16 protein-coding genes are annotated in these 15,441 nt (G+C 57.8%); 7 read left to right on the forward strand and 9 right to left on the reverse strand.

Annotation, left to right across the window (positions count from 1 at the left end):
• Window positions 1–208 (forward strand): transposase (locus ACWISF_RS05520; protein WP_448380597.1); only part of this gene is annotated, 208 nt, incomplete at its 5' end.
• Here the strand turns inward: ACWISF_RS05520 and psbV2 are convergent.
• Genes psbV2 through accD form a run of 3 tightly spaced genes read right to left on the reverse strand, consistent with a single transcriptional unit; the run spans window position 209 to window position 2,105 of the window.
• Entirely contained in the window at window positions 209–676 is a 468-nt protein-coding gene (gene psbV2 / locus ACWISF_RS05525; RefSeq protein ID WP_448380598.1) for a photosystem II cytochrome PsbV2, read from the reverse strand.
• A complete protein-coding gene (gene psbV, locus ACWISF_RS05530) occupies window positions 676–1,161 on the reverse strand; it encodes a photosystem II cytochrome c-550 (protein ID WP_448380599.1) in 486 nt (161 codons plus the stop codon). Before psbV ends, psbV2 begins: the two co-directional genes overlap by 1 nt.
• Window positions 1,162–1,196: 35 nt before the next feature.
• Window positions 1,197–2,105 carry an acetyl-CoA carboxylase, carboxyltransferase subunit beta gene (gene accD / locus ACWISF_RS05535; RefSeq protein ID WP_448380600.1) on the reverse strand — a complete coding sequence of 303 codons (909 nt, stop codon included), beginning with the start codon at window positions 2,103–2,105 and terminating at the stop codon, window positions 1,197–1,199.
• Between the two features lie 212 nt (window positions 2,106–2,317).
• Here accD and ACWISF_RS05540 point away from each other — a divergent pair, with 212 nt between their 5' ends.
• Together ACWISF_RS05540 and lepB are read left to right on the forward strand one after the other, a co-directional pair.
• Window positions 2,318–3,910: a glycoside hydrolase family 57 protein gene (locus tag ACWISF_RS05540; RefSeq protein WP_448380601.1), complete on the forward strand. Its 1,593-nt coding sequence runs from the start codon at window positions 2,318–2,320 to the stop codon at window positions 3,908–3,910.
• A 64-nt stretch (window positions 3,911–3,974) separates the two neighbouring features.
• The gene (lepB, locus tag ACWISF_RS05545; protein WP_448380602.1) at window positions 3,975–4,550 is read left to right on the forward strand and encodes a signal peptidase I; all 576 of its coding nucleotides are present in this window, start codon (window positions 3,975–3,977) and stop codon (window positions 4,548–4,550) included.
• Here lepB and ACWISF_RS05550 read toward each other — a convergent pair.
• On the reverse strand, window positions 4,542–5,282 hold the full coding sequence (locus tag ACWISF_RS05550; protein ID WP_448380603.1) for an HAD family hydrolase: 741 nt from the start codon (window positions 5,280–5,282) through the stop codon (window positions 4,542–4,544). The two genes, lepB and ACWISF_RS05550, sit on opposite strands and share 9 nt — an antisense overlap.
• Window positions 5,283–5,619: 337 nt before the next feature.
• Here ACWISF_RS05550 and sbcD point away from each other — a divergent pair, with 337 nt between their 5' ends.
• Window positions 5,620–6,897: an exonuclease subunit SbcD gene (gene sbcD / locus ACWISF_RS05555; RefSeq protein ID WP_448380604.1), complete on the forward strand. Its 1,278-nt coding sequence runs from the start codon at window positions 5,620–5,622 to the stop codon at window positions 6,895–6,897.
• On the opposite strand, the gene ygfZ is transcribed toward sbcD, so the two are convergent.
• On the reverse strand, window positions 6,877–7,935 hold the full coding sequence (gene ygfZ / locus ACWISF_RS05560) for a CAF17-like 4Fe-4S cluster assembly/insertion protein YgfZ (protein WP_448380605.1): 1,059 nt from the start codon (window positions 7,933–7,935) through the stop codon (window positions 6,877–6,879). The genes sbcD and ygfZ overlap by 21 nt on opposite strands.
• An 8-nt stretch (window positions 7,936–7,943) precedes the next feature.
• Entirely contained in the window at window positions 7,944–8,291 is a 348-nt protein-coding gene (locus ACWISF_RS05565; protein ID WP_448380606.1) for a hypothetical protein, read from the reverse strand.
• Window positions 8,292–8,364: 73 nt separating this feature from the next.
• Here ACWISF_RS05565 and ACWISF_RS05570 point away from each other — a divergent pair, with 73 nt between their 5' ends.
• Window positions 8,365–8,952, forward strand: coding sequence for a CpcT/CpeT family chromophore lyase (locus ACWISF_RS05570; RefSeq protein ID WP_448380607.1), 588 nt, complete (start codon window positions 8,365–8,367; stop codon window positions 8,950–8,952).
• Between the two features lie 412 nt (window positions 8,953–9,364).
• On the opposite strand, the gene ACWISF_RS05575 is transcribed toward ACWISF_RS05570, so the two are convergent.
• Window positions 9,365–10,261, reverse strand: coding sequence for a metallophosphoesterase (locus ACWISF_RS05575; RefSeq protein ID WP_448380608.1), 897 nt, complete (start codon window positions 10,259–10,261; stop codon window positions 9,365–9,367).
• 428 nt (window positions 10,262–10,689) lie between these two features.
• On the opposite strand from ACWISF_RS05575, the gene ACWISF_RS05580 reads away from it, so the two are divergent.
• Complete coding sequence (locus ACWISF_RS05580; protein WP_448380609.1) at window positions 10,690–11,478, forward strand: cell division protein FtsQ/DivIB; 789 nt, start codon at window positions 10,690–10,692, stop codon at window positions 11,476–11,478.
• A gap of 672 nt (window positions 11,479–12,150) precedes the next feature.
• Window positions 12,151–13,290, forward strand: a complete 1,140-nt coding sequence (locus ACWISF_RS05585) for an EAL domain-containing protein (protein WP_448380610.1) — start codon at window positions 12,151–12,153, stop codon at window positions 13,288–13,290.
• Window positions 13,291–13,292: 2 nt separating this feature from the next.
• Here ACWISF_RS05585 and ACWISF_RS05590 read toward each other — a convergent pair whose 3' ends face one another.
• Together ACWISF_RS05590 and ACWISF_RS05595 are read right to left on the reverse strand one after the other, a co-directional pair.
• Entirely contained in the window at window positions 13,293–14,201 is a 909-nt protein-coding gene (locus tag ACWISF_RS05590; protein WP_448380612.1) for an NAD(+) kinase, read from the reverse strand.
• 59 nt (window positions 14,202–14,260) lie between these two features.
• Entirely contained in the window at window positions 14,261–15,268 is a 1,008-nt protein-coding gene (locus tag ACWISF_RS05595; protein WP_448380611.1) for an NAD(P)H-binding protein, read from the reverse strand.
• Between the last annotated feature and the right edge of the window lie 173 nt (window positions 15,269–15,441).

Here is a 15,441-nt window from a genome sequence, read left to right on the forward strand (position 1 = left end):
GTTTAGGCAATATATTGACAAAATTTACTGGAAAGATGTCTTGTGGAATGAATCGTATTTTATTGCTTCATGCGGGGGAGTAACTGTCTCTGTTCTGCGGCAATATATCGAAGATCAGAACACCCCCGCCTTTCATCCCGACTCTGACCCTATGGGTACAGAGCGGGGCTTCAAGGACTACGTCCCGCTTGCGCGAACGGCGGATTAGCTAAAACTCCTTGCTGCCCCAACCGGGAGCCACGTGGGCCGCTTGCAGGATAAAGGCCGCCAGTTGTGCTACTTCCCCATCGCTGGCGCTGGTGGGGGGCAAGGCCCTACAGGTATAGCTGTCTTCCGTCCCACTATAGTTTTTCGGGGCGCGGATAAATTCCACCAATGCCTGGATGTTGTCCCGGGGGGGGAAGGCGCCCCGTAAATCCGCCAGAGATAGGGAGACCCGGGGGTTCGGCAGGGTGGCTCCCCCGACATGGCAATTGATACAGTTGCGTTCAAACAACTGCTTGCCCGCGCTGAGGTCTAAGGCCGTAAACGCTTGCTGGGTTCCCTGGGCATCCGCCGGCAGTTGCACTGGCTGGGCCACCTGGAGATAACGGCGCACGTAGGGGTCAATCCGGGCAGCCCAAGCAGGCGGCAGGAGCCAGGTCCACACCACCCACGCCAGCAGGAGTGCCCCCATTAGTAATGCACTTTGCCGCCGCCCCACTTGACCCCCCGCACTTTCGGCTGAATCAGAATATGCCCGGCAATGGCATACAGGTCATCTTCGGTCAAATCCCGCATCTTGGGGTAAAGGTCGGCACTGGCCAAACTGGGATGCACTTCCGCAATCGAAGTCAAGCCGTCATAACTGGTGGGGTTTTTCAGGTAGTCCACCAGCGCCTCCAGGTTATTGCGGGGCGGGGTGGCCAAGGCCAAAGATTCTGGGTCTAGCCCCACCACCGGGTTGGTTTTGGTAATGCCCCCCGCATGGCACGTGGCACACTTGGCGTTGAATAAGCGTTTGCCCCGTTGGACTTCTTGCAGGCTCAAGGTGACGACATCACCCTTATCATTTAGGGGCACGGTACGGGTCGCCGCATCCAATTCCACCGCCCAAACAGGCAGGGTCCAGCCCAGGCACAGCCAGGCGCTCAGTAACAGCCACAGGCAGGTTCTGACCATAATTCTCCTCAGTACGCCCAACACAGCAGCACCTTTTAGCTTAACAGGAATCCGGGGGTCACATACCGCTGTCCTACGGGTACGGGCGTGGGGGTATGCAGGCGCAAAAGGCGCGCCAGGGTACTGCGCAGGCGGGTGCGGGGCACAATCATATCCACAAACCCGTGTTGCAACAGGTATTCGGCGGTTTGGAAATTCTCAGGTAGTTTTTCCCGCAGGGTTTGTTCGATCACCCGCCGTCCGGCAAAGCCAATGAGCGCCTTGGGTTCGGCCAGAATCAAATCCCCCAACATGGCAAAACTGGCTGTCACGCCGCCGGTGGTCGGATGGGTCAGGACGCTGATGTAAAGCAAATTGGCCTGCCGATGGCGTCCCAACGCCGCCGCGGTTTTGGCCATCTGCATCAAACTCAGCATCCCCTCTTGCATCCGGGCCCCCCCGGAAGCGCAAATCAAAATCACAGGCAAGCGGGCTTGGGTGGCCTCTTCCACCAGGCGGGTAATTTTTTCCCCCACCACCGAACCCATGCTGCCGCCCATGAAGTCAAAATCCATCACCCCCAGGGCCACAGGCTGCTCTTCAATTTTGCCGAACCCCGTTTGGATGGCATCGTTCAACCCGGTTTTCAGTTGCATTTCCCGCAGACGTTCGCTGTAGGGCTTGCGGTCTACAAAATGCAACGGGTCACAGGCGGTCAGGTGTTCATTCCGGGGTTGCCAGGTATCCGCATCCAGCAATTGCTTGAGCCGTTCATGGCTTTTGACCGGGTGATGGTAGCCGCATTCCGGGCAGACTTTGTTATTCAAATGTAAATCTTTGGTGTAGGTCAAAGCCCCACAGGCCAGGCATTTGGTCCACAGGCCATCAGCAATTTCCCGCTGTTGGTGCTCCTGGCTCAAAGGGGCAGCCTTGGGACGGTTGGCAAACCAATCAAATAAACTCATGGGGAGATGCCCATTTAGGATCATTTCGCATCATAGCAGGGTTCCTCGACGGGTTTGCCCGACCTCACATCCATGCCATTGCCAGTCCTTTTTTTACAATGAAAAAACAACTGCTGCCCTCAAAGGAAACAGCCTTTGCGACCAAGGGGTCGGTCCGTCCGGCCCAAAGTATGGGAAAATTCTAGGATAGTGGCGATATTTTGGGTTCCCGCATGGCTATTGGCTATCTAGCGCTTGTACTACACGCTCACCTGCCCTTTGTCCGCCATCCGGAAAGCGATTACGTTCTGGAAGAGGAATGGCTGTACGAAGCCATTACAGAAACCTATATTCCCCTGATTCGGGTGTTTGAGGGGCTCAAACGGGACGGGATTGATTTCCAACTGACCATGAGTCTGACCCCGCCTTTGGTGCAGATGTTGCGTGACCCCCTGTTGCAGGAACGCTATGATGCATACTTGGCCAAATTAGAAGAATTGGCGGAGTTGGAGGTTGAACACAATCAGTACAACGGCCATATTCGCTACCTGGCGGAACACTACGCCCGGGAATTCAACCTGATTCGGCAGACCTGGGAAGATTACGACGGGGATTTGGTGGCCGCCTTTAAGCAATTTCAAGATACGAATAACCTCGACATCATTACTTGCGGCGCCACCCATGGCTATTTGCCCCTGATGCAGATGTATCCCCAGGCGGTGTGGGCGCAGTTGCAGGTGGCGGTGGAACATTACCAGGAGCATTTTGGCCGTCCACCCCGGGGCATCTGGCTACCGGAGTGCGCCTACTACGAAGGGCTGGAACGGATGTTGGCGGATGTGGGGATTCGCTATTTCATCTGCGATGGGCATGGGTTGCTCTACGCCCGGCCCCGGCCTCGCTACGGCACCTATGCGCCGGTGTTTACGGAAACAGGGGTGGCGGCGTTTGCGCGGGACCACGAAACCTCGCAGCAGGTGTGGTCGTCCGAAGTGGGTTATCCGGGGGACCCGGTGTACCGGGAATTCTACAAGGATATTGGCTGGGAAGCGGACTACGAGTACATCAAGCCCTACATCATGCCCAACGGCCAGCGCAAAAATGTGGGGATCAAGTACCACCGCATTACCCACCGCAATAGCAGTTTGTCGGATAAGGCGCTTTATGACCCCTACTGGGCCAAGGAAAAAGCGGCGGAACACGCAGCGAATTTTATGTACAACCGCACGCAGCAGATTGGACATTTGGCGGAACTGATGCAGCGTCCCCCGATTGTGACTGCCCCTTACGATGCGGAGCTATACGGCCACTGGTGGTACGAGGGACCCTGGTTTTTGGACTTCCTATTCCGCAAGTCCTACTACGACCAGGATGTGTATGAGATGATTCATTTGAGCGACTATTTGCGCCGCCATCCCACCCAGCAGGTGTGCCGTCCTGCCCAGTCCAGTTGGGGGTACAAGGGGTTTCACGAGTATTGGCTCAATGAGACGAATGCGTGGATTTATCCCCACCTGCACAAGGCCACCGAGCGGATGATTGAACTCAGCCAGCGGGAACCCCAGGATGAATGGGAATGGCGGGCGCTCAACCAGGCGGCGCGGGAGTTGCTGTTGGCGCAGTCGTCGGATTGGGCGTTTATCATGCGCACAGGGACGATGGTCCCCTATGCCGTGCGGCGTACCCGTTCGCACCTGCAACGGCTCAACCGCTTGTACGAGGAGATCAAGGCGGGGAAAATTGACCGGGAATGGCTGACCCAACTGGAACAAATCGACAACATCTTTCCTCATATCAACTACCGGGTGTATCGCCCCCTGGCTTAGCAGTTTTGAGGGGAGCAGGATGCGCTACATTCATTAATGGCAGTGGTATGCCTGTTTGGGAACTATGACCAAAGTGGACAAACATCGGTCTCGGCCCGGGTCTCAACCCACCGAAGAAAATGCTGCGGTTGAGTGGGGCAAAACCATCGGGGTGAGTGTCCTGCTTGCTTTTGGAATTCGTACCTTTGTGGCGGAAGCGCGCTATATTCCCTCGGAATCCATGCTGCCCACCCTGGCGGTCAACGACCGGTTGATCATTGACAAATTAACCTACGAATTTCGCGACCCGCTGCGGGGAGAAATCGTAGTTTTTCAACCCACAGAAGCCCTGAAAGCCCAGGGGTTTCGCGAGGCGTTTATCAAGCGCATTGTGGGCCTGCCGGGGGAGGAGGTCAGGGTGCGAAAAGGGACGGTTTTTATCAACGGCAAACCCTTGCCAGAACCCTATTTGGCGGCGGCTCCCGATTATGAATACGGCCCGGTGGTGGTGCCCCCCAACCATTACCTGGTGCTGGGAGATAACCGCAACCACAGTTTCGATAGCCATTTTTGGGGTTTTGTGCCCCGCAAGAATATCATTGGCCGCGCTGCCGTGCGGTTTTGGCCGCCCCATCGCATTGGCAGTATTCCTTCACCCTAACACTTGAATCTGGTTCCAGTCGGTAATCACCACGTCTGCCAAGGCCGCCAACCTCTCTTGGGGATGAAATCCCCAACTGACTGCAATGGCTCCGGCGCAACCGGCCTGGCGTGCCATTTCCATATCTACGGGCGAATCCCCCACCATCACCACCTGCTCTGGCCTTAACCCCAAGGCGGCGCAGGTTTTGTAGAGGGGTTCTGGGTGGGGTTTGGTCGGTCCGGTATCAATGCCGGTGTAGTAAGCCAGCAGGGTGTCCAAGCGGTTGTGCCGGACAAAGCCCTGGACATTGGCAGAGACATCCGCCGAGAGAATGGCCTGTTTGTAGCCCGCCTGCGCCAGTTGGGTCAACACTTCCCGCCCCCCGAGTCGCAAGGGAATGCTGGTAATTTGGGGGGATTCCTGATCCGCCTGGCGAAAAATCGCTTGCGCCAACGCCAAAGCATTCTGCCAATCCCGCCCGCGCTCGGCAATGTAAGCCGCCGCCGCAATTTCATTCTCGTAGCGACTGCCAGTGGCCAACAATCCCCCCGGCGCGATGGTGCCGTTGCCCAGGCCAAAGGCGGCCGCCAGCGGTGTCCCGATCCCTGGGATGGCTGCATCCAGCAGGCGCACCCGCCGTTCCCCCACCTGCCGCCAGTACTCCAAGGTATCGGCCAGCGTGCCGTCTTTGTCCCAAATCACCCCCTCCACCTGGGGAAACAGGACACCGTTGAACGCCAAAGTCGCCATAGGTAGGGTTCCGCCCGCAGAGTCCTCCTTTAGGGTAGCCCAGCCCAGGGGCCAACCAGAAACATTGCCCCTTGTCGTTGCCCATCCCAACGCGCCATGTTTGGTGACCTAAATGGGGTAAGCAATCCAGGATCGCATGAACAAGCAGCAGAAATTTTGTCCCGCATCTGGGACCTAGGGGGCCATTGCAGTGAATCGCGCAAGTCCTTCCCATGCCATGTTGACCGACTGGGCGTGTAGGAGTTGCGCTTGCGATACAATAATAAATAGGGGGAGGGGGGGATTTTGGCGTTAAATTGGCACAATTTTGTGGGATGGGGGAGCAATTGTTTGGGCAATGGGCATACGCATTCTGCACCTTTCGGATATTCATTTGGGAAGCGGCCAAAATCACGGGCGCCTCAATCCCGATACGGGTTTGAATACGCGGGTAGAGGATGTGCATCGGGCGTTGCAGTTGTGTATTGACCGGGCCTTGGATTTACCGGTGGATGTGGTGTTGTTTACCGGCGATGCCTTTCCCGATGCGACGCCGCCGCCTCTGTTGCAGGAGTTGTTTGCCCAGCAATTTTTGCGTTTGGTGACGGCGGGGATTCCGGTGGTGTTGTTGGTCGGCAATCACGATCAACATACCCAGGGTGAGGGGGGGGCGTCCCTATCCATTTACCGGGCGTTGCAGGTGCCGGGGGTGATCGTGGGGGAATCCCTGGCAACCCATACCCTATCCACCCGCCAAGGGGCGATCCAGATTGTTACCTTGCCCTGGATTACCCGTTCGATGCTGTTAACCAAACCGGAAACCCAGGGAATGTCCATGACCCAAATTAATGAGTTGTTGTTGCAACGGTTGCGGGCGGCGCTGGAGGGAGAACTGATCAATTTGGATGCGAATCTGCCGGCGATTTTGGCAGCGCATGTGATGGTGGATCAGGCCAGCTTTGGGGCGGAACGGTTGCTTTCGGCGGGCAAAACCTTGACGGTGCCTTTATCGCTGTTGGCGCAGCCCTGTTTTCGCTATGTGGCCTTGGGGCATGTGCATCGCCATCAGGTGTTGCACCGTCACCCGCCGGTGGTCTATGCCGGGAGTATCGAACGGGTGGATTTTAGCGAGGAAAACGAGGCCAAAGGCTACGTTTTGATTGACATTACCCCAACAGCAACCCACTTTGAATTTTGCCCGCTGCCGACCCGCCGGATGGTCACGATTCGCGCCGATGTGACTGCCGCTGCTGACCCGCAGGCGGAATTGTTGGCCCAGATTCAGAGAACGCCGATTGCCGATAGTATTGTGCGCCTAATCTACCGTCTGAAACCGGAACAAACGCAACAGATTCATTTGGCTCCCCTACAGGCGGCATTGGCGACGGCCCACAGCTACACGATAGAAGCGGAATTGACGGCGGAGCAGCCCCGGCAGCGGGTGACCCAGTTGGATTTGCGTCAAGCCCTCGACCCGCTGACCGTCTTGGCCCAATATGTTGACGAAAACGAGGAGTTACAGCCCTTAAAAGCCGATTTGCTTCTGGCGGCCCAGGCGTTGTTGGCCGGTACCGAGCCAGAGGGGTTGGCCCCGCCCATCCCCGGCTCCGCCCAGTTACCCCTGGCGTTGGGATAGGTAGCCCCGGTGCGCCAAGGGAATATCCACCACCTGCGCCGGCTGTCCGGCCACGTCCACCGTAAGTCCGGCGCCCCCGGCTTTGGTGCGGAGATAGCCCAAACCCCGATGCTCCCGGCCAAAGTAATGGGTATAGCTGGTGAGTTGCCCGACTTTTTCCCCGTTGACCCGCAAGGGAGTGCCCGGCGCGGCCGGAGCGGTCATGACCAGACCCCAGAGTTGTTGTTTGACCCCTTGGTAGGTGTTCAGCCGCGCCAGGGTTTCTTGCCCGATATAGCAGCCTTTTTGGAAGGAAACCGCCTGCCAAAGTCCCGCTTCCAGGGGGTTGTAATCGGACGTCAATTCGGCCCCCACCGCCGGTCGGCCCTGGGCAATGCGCAGCCATTCCCAGGCCTGGTCCCCCCAGGGAATCGCCCCTTGGTGGGTCAACCAGTTCCAGAGGGTAACAGCGATGCTCACGGGCGCCATGAGGGTATAGCCAGGGTGCGCCAAGCCCGTGCCCACCGCCACCAACACCGGGTTGCCCTGCCACAGAACCGTGGTGTGGGTGCCCGTGGGTTGCCCCACCAAAGCAGCGGCCCCCAGCGCCTCAATAACCGGCGTCGCTGCCTGCCCCAACAGGGTAAACAGCACCGTCGTGTCCGTGTGATCCGCCACCGTCACCTGGTCAGCAAAAAAAATATATTTTTCTAGCCACTGGGGAATGGTAGCGCGGGCCGCCGGCGAAATAATCAGCGTCAACCATTCCGGTTCCACGTAGGTGGTGACCAAATCCAAGGTGCGCCCGGTGGCCGTAACCAGCACCGTATCACAGCCTTGCCCCACCGCCAACGCCTGAATGTTGTTGGTGCTTTGGTTGTGCCAATAGCGGATGCGGTCGGCCCCCAACAGCCGCAGGCGTCCCCAGTGGCTGCGGTCCAGAACGACCAGCCGCTCGGCATCGGCTTCCTGTTCCCGGCCAAAGGTGAGGGGATAGCCGTCCGGGTGAAAGACGGCCCCGGCTTGCCGTTGCACCTGGCGCAGTTCCTGGAGGGTCATCGCTCACCTCAATTTTGGGATTCGGGAATTTCCACCGCCTCCACATCCACAATCCCCGGCGGTGTCAGCCGCACAAACCCCTTCGGCGTGACCTGGAGACGTTCCCCGCAGCGGGGGCATTGGGTCTGGGTGCGCAGCACGCCCTGGAACGCAAAACCACACACCGGACAGGACGCCGCCACCAACTGCCGTCGCAACCACCAACGCAGCCCCAGGGTCACCAACGCCGGTGTCAGCACAAACAGCAACAGCAGGAACGACAATCCCCGCGCCAGCCCGCCCCACCCCAAACTGCTGAGCACCAACAGAACAGCCAACCAACTCAGCCACAGCCGCCAATTTGGATCGACGATCACCCGTGCGCCCCTTGCAGACCCTACAATAATCCTAACTTTGCTTGGCGTTCCTGGTAAGGGATGAACTTGTGCGATGACCCACGCCACTGACCAAAAAACCCTCGCCCGCTGGCTGGCCGCCGACTTTAGCAACCAAGCCCAAGCCCTGGAAAATCCCCCCTTTTTTGCCCATATCCGGGTGTGTATGCGCCCCCTGCCCTGGTCCTTGCTAGACGGCTTGAGTTTATACGTCGAACAGGCCTATGACTACGAACTCCACCATCCCTATCGGGTGCGGGTGTTGCACGTGGTGACCGTGGCCGACCACTTGGAAATTGTCAATTATGCAGTCGCCGATGAAGCCCAATTTTACGGGGCGGCCCGGCAAAAGGAACGCCTGGCCGCGCTAACGCGGGATCACCTGCGTCCCCTGCCCGGTTGCAACATGATCGTCACCTGGGATGGCCGCAGTTTTCATGGCAAAGTCGCTCCCGGCAAACAGTGTTTGGTGGAACGGCGGGGCAAAAAAACCTACCTCGACAGCGAATTTACCATCAACGAACGGGAATTTATCAGCATAGACCGCGGGCGCGACCCAGAAACCGATGCCCAAGTGTGGGGTGCCATTGCCGGCCCGTTTCAATTTGTACGGGTGCAGAGTTTTGCCGATGAAATTCCCTAGGCACAAGTTCCTGCTCTAATCCCATCCCCTGGCCTGCTGGGATTTACTGCTGCAAATGGGCTATCTCCCAGAATTGACACTCCTAGCGCCTGAAGTCAGGGGATTCTTACGCAGTCCACAAACGGCCTTGTAAAGGCGCTGTCCAGACGCCCCTACACAGTCCCTTATTGCGGCACTGCATGCTCGCTTAACTGCTATAAAAACAAACAAAAAACTTTCTCATTAAGCATTTTGCCTGACGCGGATTGATGACCTTTTGTTGCAGAGTTCTGCACAACTGCAATGCAACCTACGAAGTACTGATTTTGCAGCCATTCATTCACCAACCGATTGACCTGCAAGGGGGTTTGCACAAGGTGCCTGCTTCCCCCTCATTCAAGACTTTGCCATGCCCCTTTACCCAACAGTCGGCTCAACTGGGCGAAGGTTCTAAAACCGGCTGTTCCCATGGTGCCGGTGCCAGTGGTTCCGTCGCAGGCGTGAGGGTAATCACTGTGACCTCTGGGGGACACCCCAAACGCCCTGGGAGATAAGTGCCCAACCCCCGGTTCACATACAGTTGATTGGCCCCCACCTGATGCAAACCCTCGCTCCATTCCCAATGCACAATCACCCGGTCGCAGTTTTGGTTGAACAACGGCGAAGGAATCCGCCGCCGCAACCAGCGGGGCATCCGTTGGAACCAGGTGCGGGTACAGGCAGGCAAAGGCCCCAACCCCGGAATCACCACCTGCCCCCCGTGCGTGTGGCCCGACAATTGCAAATCCACCCGCCACCGTTGCAACACCTCGGCGCTATCGGGATTGTGGGACAACACCAGACGCGGCACCTCCGGGGGGATGCTCTGGAACACCGGTGCCGGACGAAATTCCTTAGACCAAAAATCCGCCAGCCCCACCACCGCCAACCCCGGCCCCACCGGATAAACCACCTGGTTCCACAACACCTGAATTCCCGCCTGGGTCAACGCCTCGGTCACCACCTGCCGCGCCTGCGGCCATTCAATATCGTGGTTGCCCAGCACCGCATAAACCCCATAAGTCGCCCGTATTTCCCGCAAATACCGGCACAATTCCCCCATCGGGCGCGGGTCATCCGTAATGTAATCCCCTGTGAGCACCACCAAATCCGGTTGCGCTGCCTGGGTCGCCGCCAACGCCTGCCGCAACAGGGACGGACTCAACCGCAGACCGTCAAAATGCAAATCGGAAAGCTGCACCAGCCGCAGACCCGCCAACGCCGACGGCAACCCCCGCATGGCCACCGTGAGCCGCTCGACCTTCAGAGCACCCGCAAAAAGACTGTACATGACTCGGCAGGAACGGAATGGGGACTCGGCTTGAGTATCCCTACCTATTGTGAACCGAACGGCTCCGTAATCCAAGTTAAAAATTATTGACAAGTTAAAAAAAAATTATTGATTGACATCTTTCCCTCCCTTCGCTGCCCTCAGGAAGGGGATTCCACCGTCACCGAGGGAGCTTCCTGCTTCAACGAGGCGGCTTGCCCAACCCCTGTCGCCAGAAGCTGAGTAGCGGCCACCGCTGCACAGGCGTAAGTTTCTGTGTGCCCCACAGTACGTAAACCGAGCGCCAAAATGTTGATCGCCGCTTCAACCTAAGCACAGCCCAGACATCACGTCTTGCCAATAGCCATACATCACCGCGAAATTAATTAGAAAGATTAGATAATACAATTAGGCCGTCATAACCCCCAATGCAAACCTCCCCAGAACTTGTGGACTTTCGCCAGCGGCGGCAACAGATGCGTCGGGAGCGGCAACGGCGCTTTTGGCGAGAACTTTGGCAAACCCTAGCCAGCGCCGCAACCACGCTGGGGCTCGGTTGGGTGTTGGTGCATCCGGTGTGGCAGATTCGCGACCCCCAACAAATTGCCATTCGCACCGAAGGCTTGCTGAGTGAAGCCAAGGTACGGGCATGGTTGGATTTCAAACAGCCGCAACTGCTGTGGCAACTGTCTCCTACCGCCCTCACTGCCAAACTGGTCCAGCAACCGATGGTGGCGCAGGTGCGAGTACGTCGCCAGGGCTTTCCCAGTCGGGTCGAAGTGTGGGTGCGGGAACGCCAACCCGTGGCTGTGTTGGTCTGCACCCAGGCTTGCACCAGTCCCATTCAGGGGTTTCTCGACCCGGAGGGCAATCAACTTAGCGCCGAATATGCCCCCGTCCTCCGGCAACGCCAGCGCTACCCCGCCTTGCAGGTAACCGGTTGGCATCCCACCCAAAAATCCCTGTGGCCGCCGGTCTATCAAGCGGTGGCAGCCAGTCCCGTGCAGGTCACAGCGATTGACTGGGCCAATCCGGGAGATATTCGTCTGCACACGGAATTGGGGGTCATTCGGCTGGGGGGAGATGTGCACCAGTTGCCAGAACAATTGGCCACCCTCGACCGCCTGCGCAACCTGCCCCGGCAAGTGCCGCGGCATCGCATCGCCGCCATTGACCTTAGCGACCCCCAAGCACCCCTGGTGGAACTGCGGCAGAACACCCCCTCCCCGCCCAGATAACCGCCAACCAAAACCCACAGGATAGCAGCTCGCCATCCCATGCCGATTGCCAGCGTGGATTTCGGAAAAATGCACCAGATATTTCTGTGCCTACAACCATCCCTCTGCCCTCTAGGCGTGGGATGGCTACCCCACGCTCCGCAAAAGGACAGGGATTCTTGTTTTTGGTGAGAACTACTTTCCCCTTCCCAGGTGGCGAAGCCATAGCATGCGGGATTGCTCCCTGGTTCCCTTTGCAGCACAGCGTGCCGGAGGCATTAGGGCAGGGCCTAAGACCCAGTTTTTGGGTAATAGTTAATCCCTCGACGTAATGAGTAAATGTAATAATTAATACAGTAATGATAGTAATAATTAATACAGTAATGATAAAAGTAATATCACCAGCGAGACTACTCAGATGGTAGAGCGTTTTTGCAGAACTTTGGCGGTTGGGTAGAGGGATTGCCAAGTTAACTCCAGGTTAAATGGGGGCGTATTTACGGAAGCTGCTGATGCCAACTTAGGCATTTTTACAGGTGTGGCTGCGGCCAATTCCTGTTATATTCTTGGTAGGATTAATAATTGTTTACATTCTGGAGGTTCTTAAGCGTCTTCAATCCTCGATTTGAGTGTTTTCGGTTTTTTTGGTTGTGATTGAGATCACTATTTGGATGCGCACACGAATTTACCTATATGCTGTCCCATTCATTAACAGGTGAAACCGCTTTACTGCTCAACGAGGCTGGGGTCGTGCTAGCCGCCTGTGGGCAATGGCGACTGATTTTGGGGCAAGGGGGGGTGCAGTTGGTCGGGCAGTGTTGGTGGGATTATGTGCACCCGCGGGAGCATGTGGGTATGAGGGTGCTGTGGCAACGGGCGTTAGCCCACCCGGAGGTGACCATTTGGGGACGGTGTTCGCTGCGGAATGCCACCGGTCAATGGGTGACGGTGCAGGTGGCGCTGGTGAATCGGTTGGCCGACCCAGATGTGCGGGCGGTGGTGATGACGGTGGAGCAGGAGATATTGGACATGCAGGAAGAACCGGAGATCACCCAAGTGCAGGGGCGCACCTACGATTTGGCTTTGGCCTTGCGACATCAGCAATTCGTCCTACATTATCAGCCGGTGGTGGCGGTGGCGACCGGGTTGCTGGTGGGGTTTGAGGCCTTGGTGCGCTGGCAACATCCCAGTTGGGGGTTGCTGGGGCCGGGGGAGTTTATCCCTTTGGCGGAGGCCAATGGCTTGATGGTGCCCTTGGGACGGTGGGTACTGGAGCAGGCGGTGGCGCAGTTGGCCCAGTGGCAGGCGCGCTGGGATTTACCCGCCGGTTTCCGTATGCATGTGAATGTGGCGCCGGTGCAGTTGACCGACCCGGAGTTTGTCCCGACGGTGGCGCAGGCGTTGCAAGCCAACGGCTCACGGCCGGAGCAATTGGTGCTGGAAATTACCGAAGGGGTGTTGGTGGGAGACATGGCAGCGACCCAGGCGACGCTATTGCGGTTGCGGGAATTGGGGGTGTGGGTGGCCTTGGACGATTTTGGCACGGGGTATTCTTCTCTGGCACGCCTGCACGATCTGCCGATTCAGTACCTCAAAATTGACCGTTCGTTTTTGCGGGGCATGGGGTTACGGGCGCAGACGATCGTTACGGCGATGGTCCAGTTGGGAACCAGTCTGGGGCTAACGGTGGTGGCCGAAGGAGTGGAGTCGGAGATGCAATGGCGGTGGCTGCAACGGTTGGGCTGTCCTTTGGCGCAAGGGTACTGGTTTAGCCGTCCCTTGCCGTGCGAAGGGGTGCCGACCTTTTTGACCCAAACTTTGGGAGCGTGCTGACGTCAAGGCGCTTTGGGTTTGGCCTGGTGGGGCAAGCCCCAGCCCAATTTTTGCCGCAGCAGATGGAAAAATTCCGGCGGGCGCAAACGGACAAAGCGGGCGGGATAGGGAGAACGCGCCACGGTGACGTGATGCCCCGGTTGGACGTAACACCCAGCATTCCCATCGGCCACCAACACCAGCCGGGACTCGTTGGCCGCCACAATCTGCACCTGTTCCTGGTCGTCAAACACCAAGGCCCGCGAAGCCAAGGAGTGGGGACAAATCGGGATCAGCAAAAGAGCCGCCACCCCCGGCGACAACACCGGCCCGCCCGCGGACAGGGCATAGGCGGTTGAACCCGTGGGCGTAGAGACAATCACCCCATCGGCGGGAATATCCACCGCCACGTGATTGCCCACCTGCACCTCAAAATGGCAGAGCTTGGCCAGGGGTTCCCGGTGCAAAACCACTTCATTGAGCGCCAGTGCCTCCCAAATCCGCGCGCTGCCCTGCCATACCTGGACGGCCAACGTCGTGCGCTCTTCCACCTGATAGTCGCCGCTTAAGACCGCATCCAAAGCCGTGGGCAAACATTCCAAGTAAGTTTCGGTGAGAAACCCCAAATGCCCCGTGTTCACGGTGAGCAATGGAATGCCCAAGGGCGCGCACTGGCGATTGGCAGCCAGTACCGTGCCATCCCCCCCCAAAACAATCGTGAATTCCACATCGGCATCAAACCCCGGCGGGATCAGCCACTCTATCGGGGTATGGCACACCGGACTCTCCGGTTGGGCATAGCCGAGCAGTCCCCCTACCCCGGTCGCCACGCAGACCTGCCGTCCCCGCTGCGCCAAAATTGCCTGTAATTCCCGGACGGCGCGTTCTGCCTCCGGTTTGCCATCGTTATAAATAATGCCAATTTTACCCACCACGACCCCTGCCCGGTTGTAATAAGGGATTATAGGAGAAAGAAAATAAAGTCCAGATGTTAACTGCCGGTTTTGGCGGATGTTTTGACGGAACGGCGGCGTTGGCGTTTTTCCTGTTCTTGGCGTTTTTGCCGGTCCAATTCATAGTTGCGTTCTTTGAGTTTCTGCAAAATGCGGCTGAAATATTCCGCCAAATAATTCTCCAAGGTGCCGGTTTCTGCTGGCGATAACCCCAACTGGGCATAAACCGCCGTCATGTCCGCAGTCAGGGTGTCCCCCCCGGCCAGCACGGCGGCAAACGCCAAACGGTCGGCGATATTCCAGGTCCACTGAAACCCCCGCAGCACCTGGCGGGTCGCGGTCAACACCCCCAAAGGCACCCGCACCACCCGGGCCGTTTTGCCGCTGAGCCGTTCACACAGGGCAATGATTTCTTCCGACGTCCACGCCTTGGGACCCACCACCGGCAGTTTCTGCCCAATCGTACTTGGCACCTCCAGACAGCGCAGCGCCACCCGCGCCACATCCTGGGTATCCATATAGGCCACCGCCGTCGAGGTGCCCGTCAGCCACACGGATTGCTCCTCCAAAATGGGAATGGCAAACTGGCCGATCAACCCTTGAAAAAAACCCGCTGGCGCCAAAATGGTGTAATCCAAACCTGCTTCTGCCAAAAAAGCCTCGGTGGCCGCCTTGACACTCATCAGGGGCACATGGGGATAGCGCTCGCAACCCAGGATGGAAAAAAAGAGCAGCCGTTTCACCCCCGCTTGCACCATCGCCTGCACCAGACGCACCTTGCCCTGCCAATCCACCTCGCGAATGCCAATCCCATCCGTAGGCCGGGCCGTCGCCGCATCCACCACCACGTCCATCCCCGCCAGCGCCGCCGGTAGGGTTTCCGGGCGACAGAGATTCCCAAGCACCAGTTCTGCCCCCCACTCCCGCAAAAACGTCGCTTTGGGCAACGTCCGCACCAAACAACGCACCCGATGTCCTTCCTGCAAGGCCCGCCGCACCACCTGCCGCCCTAGGGTTCCCGTCGCCCCAACCACCAAAATATTCATGGGATGTGCTAAATCGTTTTTTTACATTTCATTAAGAGTTTATCAGAAAACGTTCGCCAGGTAGTTTTGATCCCCGCCCAGAAGCAGTACAGTATGCCTACAAAACCCCGGCAAACCCCCAACCAGGAAAAATCTTTTTTGGTTAGTTAGCTCGCGGGGGTGTGGGGGTGGAT

Source organism: Gloeomargarita sp. (assembly GCF_053491055.1).

Excerpts from the sequence above, each read along its gene's own strand:
- ACWISF_RS05550 (WP_448380603.1), bottom strand. The coding sequence starts at position 5,282 with ATGGCGACTTTGGCGTTCAACGGTGTCCTGTTTCCCCAGGTGGAGGGG.
- ACWISF_RS05575 (WP_448380608.1), bottom strand. The coding sequence starts at position 10,261 with ATGTACAGTCTTTTTGCGGGTGCTCTGAAGGTCGAGCGGCTCACGGTG.
- ygfZ (WP_448380605.1), bottom strand. The coding sequence starts at position 7,935 with ATGACCCTCCAGGAACTGCGCCAGGTGCAACGGCAAGCCGGGGCCGTC.
- ACWISF_RS05595 (WP_448380611.1), bottom strand. The coding sequence starts at position 15,268 with ATGAATATTTTGGTGGTTGGGGCGACGGGAACCCTAGGGCGGCAGGTG.
- psbV (WP_448380599.1), bottom strand. The coding sequence starts at position 1,161 with ATGGTCAGAACCTGCCTGTGGCTGTTACTGAGCGCCTGGCTGTGCCTG.
- accD (WP_448380600.1), bottom strand. The coding sequence starts at position 2,105 with ATGAGTTTATTTGATTGGTTTGCCAACCGTCCCAAGGCTGCCCCTTTG.
- ACWISF_RS05585 (WP_448380610.1), top strand. The coding sequence starts at position 12,151 with ATGCTGTCCCATTCATTAACAGGTGAAACCGCTTTACTGCTCAACGAG.
- psbV2 (WP_448380598.1), bottom strand. The coding sequence starts at position 676 with ATGGGGGCACTCCTGCTGGCGTGGGTGGTGTGGACCTGGCTCCTGCCG.
- lepB (WP_448380602.1), top strand. The coding sequence starts at position 3,975 with ATGACCAAAGTGGACAAACATCGGTCTCGGCCCGGGTCTCAACCCACC.
- sbcD (WP_448380604.1), top strand. The coding sequence starts at position 5,620 with ATGGGCATACGCATTCTGCACCTTTCGGATATTCATTTGGGAAGCGGC.
- ACWISF_RS05570 (WP_448380607.1), top strand. The coding sequence starts at position 8,365 with ATGACCCACGCCACTGACCAAAAAACCCTCGCCCGCTGGCTGGCCGCC.
- ACWISF_RS05540 (WP_448380601.1), top strand. The coding sequence starts at position 2,318 with ATGGCTATTGGCTATCTAGCGCTTGTACTACACGCTCACCTGCCCTTT.